Origin of the sequence: Amycolatopsis arida (assembly GCF_900115565.1) — a bacterium.
In the GTDB taxonomy this organism is placed as follows: domain Bacteria; phylum Actinomycetota; class Actinomycetes; order Mycobacteriales; family Pseudonocardiaceae; genus Yuhushiella; species Yuhushiella arida.
This window is the reverse complement of record NZ_FOWW01000003.1, coordinates 543,845-556,957: the sequence shown is the minus strand read 5'-3', so window position 1 is coordinate 556,957 and position 13,113 is coordinate 543,845. Positions and strand designations below refer to the sequence as shown.

At 73.0% G+C, this 13,113-nt stretch carries 13 protein-coding genes; 5 read left to right on the top strand and 8 right to left on the bottom strand.

The genetic code is table 11. From position 1 onward, the window contains the following. Positions 1 to 73 precede the first annotated feature (73 nt). The 3 genes from BM051_RS12150 (at position 74) to BM051_RS12140 (ending at position 3,341) form a co-directional block, all read left to right on the top strand. Positions 74 to 742 carry an ABC transporter ATP-binding protein gene (locus BM051_RS12150; RefSeq protein ID WP_092530399.1) on the top strand — a complete coding sequence of 223 codons (669 nt, stop codon included), beginning with the start codon at positions 74 to 76 and terminating at the stop codon, positions 740 to 742. After that, the gene (locus tag BM051_RS12145; RefSeq protein WP_092530173.1) at positions 739 to 2,973 is read left to right on the top strand and encodes an FtsX-like permease family protein; all 2,235 of its coding nucleotides are present in this window, start codon (positions 739 to 741) and stop codon (positions 2,971 to 2,973) included. Before BM051_RS12150 ends, BM051_RS12145 begins: the two co-directional genes overlap by 4 nt. Positions 2,974 to 3,161: 188 nt before the next feature. Next, the gene (locus BM051_RS12140) at positions 3,162 to 3,341 is read left to right on the top strand and encodes a hypothetical protein (protein ID WP_092530172.1); all 180 of its coding nucleotides are present in this window, start codon (positions 3,162 to 3,164) and stop codon (positions 3,339 to 3,341) included. Here BM051_RS12140 and trmB read toward each other — a convergent pair. The 8 genes from trmB to BM051_RS12100 all read right to left on the bottom strand — a co-directional run bounded on the left by trmB (position 3,308) and on the right by BM051_RS12100 (position 11,317). Next, on the bottom strand, positions 3,308 to 4,036 hold the full coding sequence (gene trmB / locus BM051_RS12135) for a tRNA (guanosine(46)-N7)-methyltransferase TrmB (protein WP_092530171.1): 729 nt from the start codon (positions 4,034 to 4,036) through the stop codon (positions 3,308 to 3,310). The genes BM051_RS12140 and trmB overlap by 34 nt on opposite strands. Before the next feature lie 33 nt (positions 4,037 to 4,069). Continuing rightward, positions 4,070 to 4,564, bottom strand: a complete 495-nt coding sequence (locus BM051_RS12130) for a hypothetical protein (RefSeq protein WP_177216927.1) — start codon at positions 4,562 to 4,564, stop codon at positions 4,070 to 4,072. A gap of 1,257 nt (positions 4,565 to 5,821) precedes the next feature. Then, positions 5,822 to 6,577 (bottom strand): hypothetical protein, encoded by a 756-nt coding sequence (locus tag BM051_RS12125; protein WP_092530170.1) that lies wholly within the window; start codon positions 6,575 to 6,577, stop codon positions 5,822 to 5,824. A gap of 37 nt (positions 6,578 to 6,614) precedes the next feature. Continuing rightward, positions 6,615 to 7,559, bottom strand: a complete 945-nt coding sequence (locus BM051_RS12120; protein ID WP_092530397.1) for an ABC transporter ATP-binding protein — start codon at positions 7,557 to 7,559, stop codon at positions 6,615 to 6,617. Between the two features lie 321 nt (positions 7,560 to 7,880). Next, positions 7,881 to 8,444, bottom strand: a complete 564-nt coding sequence (locus BM051_RS12115) for a dihydrofolate reductase family protein (protein WP_092530169.1) — start codon at positions 8,442 to 8,444, stop codon at positions 7,881 to 7,883. Positions 8,445 to 8,516: 72 nt separating this feature from the next. Further along, entirely contained in the window at positions 8,517 to 9,098 is a 582-nt protein-coding gene (locus BM051_RS12110; protein WP_092530168.1) for a pyridoxamine 5'-phosphate oxidase family protein, read from the bottom strand. 52 nt (positions 9,099 to 9,150) lie between these two features. Next, positions 9,151 to 9,504, bottom strand: a complete 354-nt coding sequence (locus tag BM051_RS12105) for an MmcQ/YjbR family DNA-binding protein (RefSeq protein ID WP_092530167.1) — start codon at positions 9,502 to 9,504, stop codon at positions 9,151 to 9,153. A 118-nt stretch (positions 9,505 to 9,622) separates the two neighbouring features. After that, positions 9,623 to 11,317, bottom strand: a complete 1,695-nt coding sequence (locus tag BM051_RS12100; protein WP_092530166.1) for a bifunctional metallophosphatase/5'-nucleotidase — start codon at positions 11,315 to 11,317, stop codon at positions 9,623 to 9,625. A gap of 223 nt (positions 11,318 to 11,540) precedes the next feature. Between BM051_RS12100 and BM051_RS12095 the strand changes: the two genes are divergently transcribed. Together BM051_RS12095 and mug are read left to right on the top strand one after the other, a co-directional pair. Then, positions 11,541 to 12,272, top strand: coding sequence for a VanZ family protein (locus BM051_RS12095; protein ID WP_341770786.1), 732 nt, complete (start codon positions 11,541 to 11,543; stop codon positions 12,270 to 12,272). A 199-nt stretch (positions 12,273 to 12,471) separates the two neighbouring features. After that, on the top strand, positions 12,472 to 13,017 hold the full coding sequence (gene mug, locus BM051_RS12090; protein WP_092530164.1) for a G/U mismatch-specific DNA glycosylase: 546 nt from the start codon (positions 12,472 to 12,474) through the stop codon (positions 13,015 to 13,017). Positions 13,018 to 13,113: the final 96 nt, after the last annotated feature.

Genomic DNA, 13,113 nt, shown 5'->3' with positions numbered 1-13,113 from the left:
GAACGACGCAAGGAGACGACTCGTGCATCCGCACACCACGGATCTGCCCCGGCCGGCCGGCACGGCCGCGCCGGTGCTCTCCGGACGAGGACTGGCGAAGCGTTACGGCGACCAGCACGCACTGGCCGGAGTGGACATCGACGTCCGGGCGGGCGACGCGGTCGCGATCGTGGGCCCGTCCGGTTCCGGCAAGACCACCTTGTTGCACGTGCTGGCGGGGATCGTCCGGGCCGACGCGGGCGCGATCCACCTCGGTGGGACCAGGATCGACCAGCTCGGCGAGACCCGGCGCAGCGAGCTGCGGCGCACCGAGTTCGGGTTCGTGTTCCAGTCCGGAATGCTGGTCGCGGAGCTGACCGCGGAGGAGAACGCCGCGCTGCCGCTGCTGCTCGGCGGGGCGAGCCGGCGCGCCGCGCTGACCGCGGCCAGGGAGTGGCTGGACCGGCTCGGCCTGCGCGGCAAGGAGCGGCGCCGGCCGGGTGAGCTCTCCGGTGGCGAGGCGCAGCGGGTGGCGATCGCGCGGTCGCTGGCGCACCGGCCGAAGGTGATCTTCGCCGACGAGCCCACCGGCGCGCTGGACAGTCGCACCGGGCGGGACACGATGGGTGCGCTGCTCGCCGCGGCCGCCGAGACCGGCGCCGCGGTGCTCGTGGTGACGCACGACCGGGAGCTGGCCGACTCCGTGCCGAGCCGGGTCGCCATTCGGGACGGTCGGATCGACACCGTGGGAGCCGCCGCGTGACCGCCTTCGGACTCGCGCTGCGGGTGCTGCGGGTGGACCGCAGGACCCGCACCTCGACGATCCTCACCGCCGTCGGCGTGGCGGTGGCGACCGGGCTGGTGCTGCTGCTGGTCGGGTTGCCGTTCGCCACCCAGGCCAGGGCGGAGCGGGCGTCGTGGCAGCAGCCGAACCACGCCGTGGCCCCCGACGCGGCCGGGGCGCCGCTGCTGCTCGCCAGCAGCGGCGACTACACCGGCACGGACAAGATCACCCGGGTGGACGTGGCCGTCACCGGCGACCCGGCCGCGCTGCGGCTGCCACCGGGCGTGCCGCGGCTGCCGGGGCCGGGCGAGGTGCTGCTCTCCCCCGCGCTGTTCGAGAAGGTCCGGACGTCGCCGGCCGCGCAGCTCGGCGACCGGTTCGGCCCCAACATCGTGGGCACGATCGGGTCGGACGGGTTGCGGTATCCCGAGCAGCTGGTCGCGCTCGTCGGCCACGCTCCCGGGGAGATGACCGCCACCGCGGTCCCGATGACCGGCTTCGACCTCGGCGATGGCCAGGTGGACCCACTGCTCCAACTGCTCGCCGGGGTCGGCGTCGTGGTGCTGCTGGTGCCCAGCCTGGTGCTGGTCGCCTCGGCCGCCCGGCTGACCGCCGCCCGCCGGGAACGCCGGCTGGCCGCGCTGCGGCTGTCCGGCGCCACCCCCGGCCAGGTCACCGCGATGGTCGCCGCGGAGACGACGATCGCCGCGGCCGGCGGCGCGCTGCTCGGGCTCGCGGTGAGCCCGCTGCTGTTCCGGCTCGCGGCGCTGGTGCCATGGGACGGCGGCACCTGGCAGCCGGGCGACTTCGTGCTGCCGATCGGGCTGAGCGCGGTGATCGTGGTCGCGATGCCGCTGCTCGTGCTGCTCGCCGCGGTGCTCGGGCTGCGGCGGGTCGTCACCTCCCCGCTCAGCGCGACCGGTGGCCACTCGCGCAAGCCGTTGCACTGGTGGCGGCTGCTCGTGCTGCCGGCGGCCGGGCTGTTCTTCTTCTACGTGATCACCACGGCCGACGAGGGCGGCGGCCTGCTGCTGGTGTTCCTGGCGTTGGCGTTCGTCGTCGGCTCGGCCGCCGTCGTCGGGCCGTGGATCACCTCGGCGATCGGCGGGCTGTTCGTCCGCGGCTGGCGCCGGCCGGCGGTGCTGCTGGCCGGGCGGCGGCTGCGGGACGACCCGCGCGGCGCCTACCGGTCCTCGGCCGGGGTGGTGCTGGCGGTGTTCGCCGGGTCGATGGCGCTGACCCTGCTGCCGAGCTTCGAGGCCATGGCCGGCGGCGGCCGGTCGTTCGAGGACTCGGTGCTCTACGTGGAGACCGACGCCGAGGGGGCGGAGCGGGTGCTGGCCGGCGCCAACGCCGAGCTCGCCCGCTACGGCCAGGTGGAGCGCGCGGTCGCCGTCGGCATGGTGTACCTGGTGGACGCCGCCGGCTCGACCCGGTCGGCGCTGGTGGCCGGCTGCGCGGTCGCCGACGAGCTGACCCGGTTCGACATGGCCGGCGCCTGCGCGGGTGGGCCGGCGATCTACAGCGACCAGCGGGTCAACACCAGCGGGTTGGGAATCGAGACCGGTCCCGGTTCCCCGACCACGCCGCTGCCCGCCGGCGTGCCGTTCCGTCCGGTGGTCGCCACCGACGGCGACGTCTCCGGCTCGATCGTGGTCGACCCGGCGGTGCTGCCGGCCGGGGTGGTGCCGGAGCGGGTGACCGTGGCGGTGCCGACCACGCCGGAGAACCGGGAGGTGGTGCGCACCGCACTGGTCGGCGCGGCGGGCGGAGCCCAGGTGGAGAGCCGGGAGCTGCGGTTGGAGGGGCAGCAGACCCAGCTCGCCGACCTGCGCCGGGTCACGGTGATCGGGTTGGTGGCGGCCGCGGTGCTCGCGGGGTGCAGCGCGGCCATCGCCACGGCCGGATCGGTGATGGACCGGCGGCGCACGTTCGGGGCGCTGATCGCCGCCGGTACTCCGGTGCGGGTGCTGGCCAGGGCGTTGCGCGCGGAGGCGGCGATGCCGGCGCTGGTGGCCACGGTCGGGGCCGGCGCCGCCGGGGTGTTCGTCGCCGTCGGGCTGCTGTCCCTGATCGACCGGGACGGGGTGGTGCTCAGTCCGTGGAGCCTGGCGCCGGTCGTGCTCGGGATCGGGGTGGCCGCGCTCGCCGCGTCGGTGTGCCGGCCCGCGCTGCGGCGGGTGCAGGCCGAGCCGCTGGCCGACGAGTAACCGGGGGTGCGTGCCCGCCGCCCTCCGTCGGGGGGAGGACGGCGGGCGTGGCTCGGCCGATCGGCGGGGGAGGAATGGCCGGTCGGCCGGGGTGGGCCGGCCGCCCGGCCGATTCGCTGACCTGCGGGGATGCCGCAGGCTGGACTCAGCGGGTCGCGCCGGGCGGCCCGGGGTTCCGGGAGGATGTCATGGGGATCATCGAGACGATCGGGGTCGCGGCGGGCGTGGTCGTGCTGCTGCTCGCGGCGGTCGCGCCGGCGCTGGTCGAGCTGAACGACCGGGCGTCGGGGCCGGTGCGCCGGACCGTGAGTGGTCGGAGTGGTCGGGCCGCCGGTCAGCGCGTCCCGACAGCGGCTTGGCCGGCCTGAGGAATCCGTTCGAAGATGAGGTCGCGGCTGATCCGGCCCTCCTCGCGGGCCCGCCGCTCGAACTTCGTCACGGGGCGCCAGGGTGGCCGCGGCGCCCAGTCGGGGAAGCGGTTGCACAGCAGGGGCTCCGCCGAGCACACCTCGAGCATCTGCTCGGCGTAGTTCTCCCAGTCGGTGGCCAGGTGGAGGGCGCCGCCGGGCGCGATCCGGGAGGCCACCAGCGCGACGAAGCTCGGCTGGACGAGCCGCCGCTTGTGGTGGCGCTTCTTCGGCCACGGATCCGGGAAGAAGATCCGCACGCCGGCGAGGGTCGCGGGGGCGACGTGCTCGGTGAGCAGCACGACGGCGTCGCCGTGCAGCAGCCGCAGGTTGCGCAGCCCGAGCTTGTCGGCGCGGAGCATCAGCTGGCCGAGGCCGGCCTTGTAGACCTCCACGGCGACGTAGTTGACCTCCGGTTCGGCGGCGGCCAGCTCGGCGGTGGTCTCACCCATTCCGGAGCCGATTTCCAACAGCACCGGCGCCGGGCGGCCGAACCAGGCGGCGAAGTCGATCGGGCCGGGGTCCAGTTCGGACACCGAGCGGCCGAGCTCCGGCCAGTGCCGCGACCAGGCCCGCTCCTGCCCGACGGTCATCCGGCCGCCACGCTGCACGTAGCTGACCACGCTGCGCAGCCGAGGTTGCCGTTCACTCTCCACGACGGGCCAGCCTAGCGGCCGGTCACCGGCCGGTCAGCGCACGGCTTCGAACTCGCCCAGCCGGGCCCGCAGCCCGGCCAGCCCGGCGACCGCGATCGGCTGCGGGGCCGGTCCACTGTGTGCGGGCAGCACGTCGATCCAGCCGGTGTGCCGGTCGGTGGTGAGCAGGGTCGTGGGGATGCGGAGGGCCCTGGGTCCGCCCTCCGAGGGGAGGAACTCCCAGTAGCCGGACTCACCGTCGGCGGCCCATGGCACGAACTCCCACCCGGGGCGACGGCCGAGCAGCTGGGCGATCCGATCCTCGATCCGGAAACCATCCTCTCTGGACGGCAGGGTGCCGGCCGCCACGGCCCGCAGCCACCACGGGGAGGGCACCGGCTCGCCCTCGGCGCACGCGGCGCGGTAGAGCGCGAGCACCTGCTGCTCGGGCGCGCGGTGCACCCAGGCGCGGCGCAGCTCCGCGGGTTTGCCGGCGGAGGTGACCACCCGCGGCAGCTCGATGGCGTTCGACCACTCCAGGCCCGGCATGGCTTCCAACCGGGGTGGGGCCACGGCTCGGGGGGCGGGGGTCCGCGGGGTGGGTACGTCACCGATCTCGACCACCGTCAAGGGTCACCTCCAAGGGGTGCGTGACGGGTGTAGCTCCATAGCACCTGGTCAGCGGCGCCCCGTCCGTTGGCTGTGAGGGACGCCATAGTTGGTTAACGTCGTCTTAATGCGCCTGACTGTGTTGCGACACACGCCGCCGGGCCGCGTAATACATCGGTTACCGACGACGTTTCGTTACAAGGGGTTGTCTGTGCGTGACTGACGCCCGCGCGGCTGGGGCCTGGGCGGGGACAGTGGAGCGCCAGGCATCACCCGGGGCGTGGCGTGGCCTTGGTTTGCCCCCGTCCCCTTCGTCCGTGCCGGTCCTGTGCGGGGTGGGGCTCGGGTCAAGGGTGAGCGAAGCGAATCGCGCAGCGACGCCGAAGGCGCCCTTGACGCGAGCCCCACCCCGTCAGACACTGCCGGCTTCCCAGAAGGGGACGCGGGAGGGTGCCCCCCGCCCACCCCGCGCGGAGGTGCGGCCCCGCCCACCCCGGGGTCGCCGAGCCGCTCCAGCGTATCGCCGCCCGGAGTGCTGGGACGGGGTGCGCGAAATCTGTGGATCCCTTTCGGGGGATGGGGACAACTCGACGGGTTCACGGCGGGGTGTGTCGCGCCGCGGGGCACACCCCGCATACCCGCTGGGGGTGCATCCCGTGTCGGGGTTGCCGGGTCGCGGGTGGTGGGTCCCCACCCCGAAGCCTGATTGTGTTGACGGTCGTCGGCACCGTGTCAAGGCGGGAAAGAGTGCCTTGACACGGCACCGCCGACCGCACAGCGGCTTCGGATCGGGGTGGGGAAGGGGATGGGTGTTGCCCCTTGCCTAGTGGGGCGTGCCTCGAGCCGGGTGGGGAAGGCTGCTGCCCCGCGCGTGGTGAGGCGTGCCCTGAGCCGGCGTGGAACGGCCGGTACCCCGCGCCTGGTAAGGCGTGCCCGAGCCGGCATGGAATGGCGGGTGCCCCGCGCCTGGGTGAGGCGCGCCTCGAGCCGGGCGTAACCGACGGGTGGCGCGCCACGCCTGAGGGGCTCGGTGCTTGGGACATGAACTGGCCGGCCCTGGGGGCCGGCAGGGCGAGGCCCGGGTCGCCCCCCGAAGGCGACCCGGGCCTCTCTTTCTCCCCTTTGCGTCCGGCGGGTCCGTGGCCCCGAATCCGCGGTGCCCGCCGGCTCTCCCTGTGGTGGTCGTTCTCGCGACGGTCAGGCGTCGCGCTTGTTGGCGGTCGTGAGCGCGATCACGAGCATGACCAGCGCGAAGCCGGCGAAGTACGCCAGCGCCCAGCCCGCGCTCAGCGCGGAGGTGGACACCGGCGGCCCCTCCCCGCCGGCGCCCGCCATGCCGCCGGTGAGGAACTTGTCGGCCACGTTGAACGGCAGCCACTTGTGGATGTCGTCGCCGACGTTGGGGATCAGCTGCACCAGGCTCTCGGCGGCCAGGGTGTAGATCAGCAGGATGGAGATCGCCCCGGCGCTGTGCCGGACGAGGATGCCCACCGCGACGGCGATCACGGCGGTCAGCGCGTACACCGGGCCGACGCCGGCGACGTTGGTCCACTCGGCGACGGTGTTCAGCGCGAGGTCGTCCTGCGGGCGGATCACGTTCGCCAGCGCCCACGATCCGAACGCCGCGATCTCACCGAGCGCCAGCGCCAGCAGCGCGACCACCCCGGTCTTGGCCAGCAGCGCCGCCGTGCGGTTGGGCACGGCCTGGAAGGTGGTGCGGATGGTGCCGAACCGGTACTCCGTGGTCACCGCGAGCGCGGCCAGCACCATCACCACGGCCAGCCCGAAGCTGTACCCGAACTGGGTGACCCGCACGGTGATCGGGATCTCGTCGCCGGCCGTGCCGACGATCAGCGCGGCGAACCCGATGGTGACCGCCAGGGTGACCGCCGAGCACCACCACGGCGATCGGGTGGTGAACAACTTGATGCGTTCGACAGCGAGCAGTGTCATGGTCGTCTCGAATCCTTGGGGTGAAGTCGGGTGGTGGTCAGCGAACGTCCTGGCCGGCGAGGGCGTGCCGCGCCTCGGCCTCCAGCGCCGCGTGGTACTCGACCGAGTCGCCGGTGATCTGCATGAAGGCCTGCTCCAGCGAGCCCTGCTGCGGACTCAGCTCGTGCAGCACGACCCCGTGGTTGGCCGCCGTCTCGCCGATCTTCTCGCTCTCCATTCCGGACACGATGAGCCCGTCGCCCTCGATGTCGACGGTCGCGCTGGCCTGCGCGAGCAGCGCGCGCAGCTTGTCCAGCTGCGGGGTCCGTACCTTCACCGTGCTCTCCGCGGCGCGGGCGACGAACTCCTCGGTGCTGCTCTGCGTGATGAGTCGACCCTTGCCGATCACCACGAGCTCGCTGGCGGTGAGCGCCATCTCGGAGAGCAGGTGGCTGGAGACGAACACCGTGCGGCCCTCGTCGGCCAGCCGGTGCATGAACTTGCGGATCCAGAGGATGCCCTCCGGGTCCAGGCCGTTCACCGGCTCGTCGAACAGCAGCACCTCCGGGTCGCCGAGCAGGGCGCCGGCGATGCCCAGCCGCTGGGACATCCCGAGCGAGAAACCGCCGGCGCGCTTGCCGGCCACCGCGGTCAACCCGACGATGTCCAACACCTCGTCGACCCGGCGGGCCGGGATCTTGTTGGACTTCGCCATCCACATCAGGTGGGCCCGCGCGGAGCGGTTGGGGTGCACCCACTTGGCGTCGAGCAGGGCGCCGACCGTCCGGAGTGGATGGTGCAGCTCGGTGTACCGCTTGCCGCCGACGGTGACCTGGCCCGCGGTGGGGTTGTCCAGGCCGAGGATCATCCGCATGGTGGTGGACTTGCCCGCACCGTTCGGGCCGAGGAAGCCGGTGACCCGGCCGGGCTCGACGCTGAAGGACAGGTCGTCGACCGCGAGCGTCTTGCCGTACCGTTTGGTGAGGCCTTTCGCCTCGATCATCATTCCTCCTCGGGTCCTGCCCACCGGACGTGAACGTGTCGTTCCACGCTGTTCTTCGGCCGGTCGGCGTCAGTTCGTGCTGCAGTGCGCTGGGTTCGCGGTGGATTCCGCCAGCGCCCGGCCCTTTCGCGACGTCAACCATGCTTCCCGAACCGTCCGTCCCGCCGCGTCATCCTCGAGACCGAGATCGCCGCCCGACTGCGGTAGTAGGTTCGCGCGTGCCGGGCGTCCCTGGCGATCGGTGATGACCCTGAATCCACCCTGAACCCCGACCCCGGGGAACGGCTACGGGAACCTTCCGTCCCGTGTGGAGCGCCTGGGTCAGGCTCGCCGTGGCCGGTAGCGGGTGGCGAGGATGCCGGAGCGGTAGGCCGTGGCCTCGACGAGCTCGAGGTGGAGATCACCATCGGTGGGGAAGAGGGTGCGGCCGGTGCCGATGGCGACCGGGCACACCCGCAACTGGAGCTCGTCGACCAGCCTCGCGGCCAGCAGTGACCGGGCCAGCGTCAGGCTGCCCCATACCAGGATGTCCTTGCCCGGCTGCTGTTTGAGCGCGGTGACCTCGTCCACCGGGTTGCCGTGGACCACCCGCGCCTCGGGCCATTCGCCCCACGGAGCGTGGGTGAGGCCGGTGGAGAACACGATCTTGGGAACGGTGTTCACCACGTGGGCGACCGGCTCGTCCTTCGCCGTGGGCCAGTAGTCCACGAACAGCCGGTACGTCGCTGCGCCGAGCAGGACCGTGTCGACGTCGGCCAGGAGTCGGAGATTGTCCTGGTCCACCTCGCCGTAGTCGGCGACCGTGTCGAAGAAGTCGAGGCCGCCGTCGCGCCCGGCGACGAACCCGTCGACGGTGACCAGCTCCTGCACGATCAGGTTCCGCATGTCGCTCCCCCTCGGTGGATGGCGGGTACGCGGCAAGGGTGCCGTCCGGCTACGACGGTTTCGGCGAACCGCTCAGTCGGTCCGCGGCGGAAGCGGCAACGGGAGGGCGGGCAACCCGTCGATGCTCGTGCCGTTGTGCGGCTTGCCGGCGCAGTACTCGGTGAACTCGGCGTCGCTCTTGCGGCCGAAGTGCTCGGCGTGCAGGGTCCGTTCGCCCTGGTAGTCGAGCAGTGGCACGGCGAAGCCGCAGCTGTCGCTGACCAGCGTGGCGGTGATCGCGATGATCGCCCGCACACCGGGGCCGTCCACGGCGGCGAAGTGGCCGATCAGCTCGGCCCAGCGGGGGTCGTCGCGGAACACCGGCGTGCCGGTGCCGTGCACGCGCAGGATCCTCGGCGGGCCGGCGAAGGCACACCACATCAGCGTGATGCGACCGTTCTCCCGCAGGTGCGCGAGGGTTTCGGCGTGGCTGCCGCCGAAGTCCAGGTAGGCGAGCGTCCGCTGGTCCAGCACGGCCAGCGACCCGGAGCGGCCCTTCGGTGAGAGGTTCACGTGCCCTTCGGCGGACAGCGGCGCCGTCGCCACGAAGAACACCGGTTGCTCGGTGATGAACGACCGCAGCCGCGGCGTGATGCCGTCGTAGGTCTTCCCCATGCCCGCAGTATCCACCGCTGGTCGCCCGGATCGAGCCGGTCGTCGGCACGGCTCAGCGTTGAGGCCGGCCCTGGTCGAACACCTTGCGGAGGCGGGCGGGGGCCTTGCGGCGCCAGGCCTCGGTGACCAGCTCGGCGAGCTGGTCGGGGTCCACCCGCTCCAGGTCGACCAGGATGGCTCCGTAGCCGTCGTAGTGCGGGGTGGTGTAGAACGCCGGGTCCCCGGAGGAGAGCAGGGCCTCCTTCTCGTCCAGCCCGCACATCAGCACCAACCCGCCCTCCGCCTCGGTGCGCAACCGGGCGAAGCTCTTGCCGGCCACCTTCAGCGACGGCGTCCGGAACCACGTCGACTCCTCGACCTCCGGCAGCGCGCCGGCGATCGCGAGCACGTCCTCCCAGGTGGGCATGCCGGCAATTGTCGCAGGGAACACCGGTGCGAGAACACCGAACGCCGCGGGCCGCCCGGCACCCGGCCGGACGGCCCGCGGCACGCCGGGCGCCGACCACTCCGGCCGGCGCCCAGGACTACGGCAGCACGGTGATCCGGTCCGCCGGCGGCGGCGACACCCCGGGGTTCGCGGCGAAGTACGCCAGCAGGGCGTCGAGGTCCACCGGTCCGCCGGTGACGTTCGTGCCCTTGGTCAGCTCGGTGAACCCGTCCCCGCCGCCGGCGAGGAAGTTGTTCACCGTCACCCGGTACTCGGCCGCGGGATCCACCGGTGTCCCCGCCACCCGCAGGTCCGACACCTTCGACCCGACCGGCGCCGATGTCGAGTAGGCGTACCGCAGCGTCGACGAGATCTGCAGGATGCGCGGCCCACCCGGCTGCCACTGCTGCTCCAGCACCGCCTTCAGCTGCGCGCCGGTCAGCGTGATCGTCTGCAGGATGTTCCCGAACGGCTGCACGGTGAACGCCTCGCCGTAGGTCACCACCCCGTCGCCCTCGCCGCGCTCCGACGACGCGTACACCAGGTCCGCGCGGATCCCGCCCGGGTTGGTCATCGCGACCCGCGCCCCGTTGCCGGTGGTGGCGGCGAGCTGCGCGTCGGCGATGACCGACCCCAACGGCGACTCGCCGGACGCGGCGCCGGCGCGCGGCAGGTCCGCGGTGATCGTCCCGACCGGCCGGTCGGCGATCGGCCCTGACTTGGCCTTCGCCTCCTCGACCAGCCGCTCCACCCGGGCCTCCGCCGGCACGTCCCTGGTCACGATCTCGTTGCGCGCCGTGGTCGCGGCCCGCACGACGTCCCGGCTCCGCCGGTCGATCCGCAGGTCGACCACCGACAGCAGCCGGCCGAACGACGCACCCTGCAGCACGGGCCGCGGGTTGCCCGCAGGGTCGACGATCGAGCAGCTGTACTGCTGGTGGCTGTGCCCGGTGAAGATGGCGTCCACCTCGGGCGACACCGCCTCGGCGATCCGGGTGGCCGGCCCCGGCGTCACCCGGCAGTCGTCCGGCCCGCCGCCCTCGGTGTTGTCGCCCTGGTGCAGCAGCACCACCTGCGCGCGCACCCCCCACGACGCCAGCAGCCGCGCGGTGCGGTCGATGGCCTCGACCTCGTCGCCGAACCTCAGCCCCTCGATCGCCTCCGGCGTGACCACCGTCGGCAGATCCTCCAGTGTGGCGCCGATGATCCCGATCGGCACCCCGCCGGCCAGCTCGACGGTGAACGGCAGCACGGCCGGCGCGCCGTTGTCGAAGTACACGTTGGCGCCGAGGAACGGGAACCGCGCGCCGCGAAACCGGTCACGGAACTGGCAGCCGTCCTCGGGGTGGCAGCCGCCGAACTGCATGCGGCGCAGCTCGGCGTAGCCCTCGTCGAACTCGTGGTTGCCCACCACGTGCGCGCGCACCCCGAGCTGGTTGAGGAACTCGATCGTCGGCTCGTCGTGGAACAGGGCGGAGATGATCGGCGACGCGCCGATGCTGTCGCCCGCGGACACCACGACGGAGTGCCGTGCCTCCTTCCGCAGCCGCTCGACGTGGGTGGCGAGGTAGGCGGCGCCACCGGCGTCGACGGTCGAGCCGTCGGGCAGCCGGATCCGCCCGGACGAGCCAGCCGGCGGCTCGAGGTTGCCGTGCAGGTCGTTGAAGCCGATCAGCCGCACGTCGACGGTGGGCGCGGGCGCCGCGCTCGCCTGGGTACCGCCGAGCGTCAGCGCCGCCAACGCGGCGGCCACGATCGCGACGGCGCGCCGGAGCCGGGTGGACGTGGTCATGGTTCCTCCGCATCTGACGCCCGCTACCCCCGCGGGCGTCGGCGGTGGAGTCTGCCCGCTGCCGGTTCCGGGGACCAGGGTGTTCCGGTGTCCGATAGGCAACCGTGGCCTTGCGTCCGGTTGACCGCCGCCGTTCGGCCATCGGCCAGCTGGCCGATGCGCGCGGCCAGCGGTGACCCTTCGACCGAGCCGACGCGGCCGCTACCAGTCATAACGTCGCGGTATGACTGGTATGACCCGGGCACAGGCGATCGCGCTCGAGTACGGACTCATCGGCTTCCTCGCGGTGTGGGGCACGGTGCTCGTCCCGCAGCTGCTGCTCCAGCACGCACGGTACGGCCGCGTCCGGCCGCGTGGCCTGATCGTCTCGGGGCTGGTGACGCTGTACGCCTGCCTGGCGGTGGCGGTGGTGTTGCTGCCACTGCCCGGCCCCGGAACGTCGCCGCTGCCCCAGCCGGTGCAGCTCGTGCCGTTGCGGTGGGTGGCCGACGTGGCGCGGGAGGCCGGACGCTACGGGGACCCGCTGGCCACCTCGGCGTTGCAGCAGCTGGCGATGAACGTGCTGCTGTTCGTGCCGCTCGGGATCATCGCGAGGACCCTGCTGCGTCGCGGGGCGCGGGGCACTCTGCTGCTCGGGTTCGCCGCGTCGCTCGCGATCGAGGTCACCCAGCTCACCGGCAACTTCGGCATGGTGCGGCCCTACCGGATCTTCGACGTGGACGACCTGATGTCCAACACCACGGGCGCGCTGCTCGGCTGGGTGCTCGCGACGCTCTACCTGCTGCTGCGCCGCGGCGCGAGCACGGCGCGGGACGTCAGCGCCAGGGATACCGTTCCGGTGCCGACAGCCGTGGCGGCTCCTCGCCGAGTCGGGCCAACCGTGCCCGCCTACGCAGCGCCGCTCGCCGCTCGGCCCGCCGGTCCTCCCGCGCGACCGTGGCCGCCGCGGCGATGAGCAGCAGCAGGACGAGACCGATGACCACCACCAGCTCGGGAATCTGCACGCGGCCCCCTTGCCACCGTTCCTTGGCTGCGCCGGCGTTGTGCGGCGGATCACACAGGGTACGCGGAATCCGGCCGAATTGGCCACCCCGGGGGCGGGCGCCGCTGAGCGGGACAGGACGAGGTTGCCGGGGCCGGGCAGACTTGGCCGGGTGGCATACCGACCGACCAAGGCCGAGCTCGCGGCGGCGCACGGCCGGACCATCGAGGACGTGATCGCGCCCGGGTTGCGCGTGCTGTTCTGCGGCATCAACCCGGGCCTGTACTCCGGCGCGACCGGCCACCACTTCGCCCGGCCCGGCAACCGGTTCTGGCCGGCACTGCACGCCGCCGGCTTCACGCCGCGTGTGCTGCGCCCCGGCGAGCAGCACGAGTTGCTCCGCTACGGCCTCGGCGTCACCAACCTGGTGGCCAGGGCCACCGCGCGCGCCGACGAGCTCACCTCGGACGAGCTGCGCGCCGGCGGTGCCGCGCTGGCCGCGAAGGTCGCCCGGTACCGCCCCGCCTGGCTGGCCGTGGTGGGGATCACCGCCTACCGCACCGCCTTCGGCCAGCCGAAGGCCGACGTCGGCCCGCGGGACGAGCGAATCGGCGGCGCGCCGGTGTGGGTGTTGCCGAATCCCAGCGGACTGAACGCACACTGGACGCCGACCACCCTGGCGGAGGAGTTCCGTCGCCTGCGCGAGGCGGCTTGTTAACTCTCGGTGTTAACAAAACATCAGGAGTTTACCCACAACCCACCCGGTTGGGGGATTCTTCGTCACGGACCTCATGAATGCCCGTCAAAAGTGTCA

Coding starts and splice junctions, on each gene's coding strand:
- BM051_RS12140 (WP_092530172.1), top strand. CDS start 3,162: ATGGGGATCATCGAGACGATCGGGGTCGCGGCGGGCGTGGTCGTGCTG.
- BM051_RS12130 (WP_177216927.1), bottom strand. CDS start 4,564: ATGCCGGGCCTGGAGTGGTCGAACGCCATCGAGCTGCCGCGGGTGGTC.
- BM051_RS12125 (WP_092530170.1), bottom strand. CDS start 6,577: ATGACACTGCTCGCTGTCGAACGCATCAAGTTGTTCACCACCCGATCG.
- BM051_RS12120 (WP_092530397.1), bottom strand. CDS start 7,559: ATGATCGAGGCGAAAGGCCTCACCAAACGGTACGGCAAGACGCTCGCG.
- BM051_RS12115 (WP_092530169.1), bottom strand. CDS start 8,444: ATGCGGAACCTGATCGTGCAGGAGCTGGTCACCGTCGACGGGTTCGTC.
- BM051_RS12110 (WP_092530168.1), bottom strand. CDS start 9,098: ATGGGGAAGACCTACGACGGCATCACGCCGCGGCTGCGGTCGTTCATC.
- BM051_RS12105 (WP_092530167.1), bottom strand. CDS start 9,504: ATGCCCACCTGGGAGGACGTGCTCGCGATCGCCGGCGCGCTGCCGGAG.
- BM051_RS12100 (WP_092530166.1), bottom strand. CDS start 11,317: ATGACCACGTCCACCCGGCTCCGGCGCGCCGTCGCGATCGTGGCCGCC.
- BM051_RS12095 (WP_341770786.1), top strand. CDS start 11,541: ATGACTGGTATGACCCGGGCACAGGCGATCGCGCTCGAGTACGGACTC.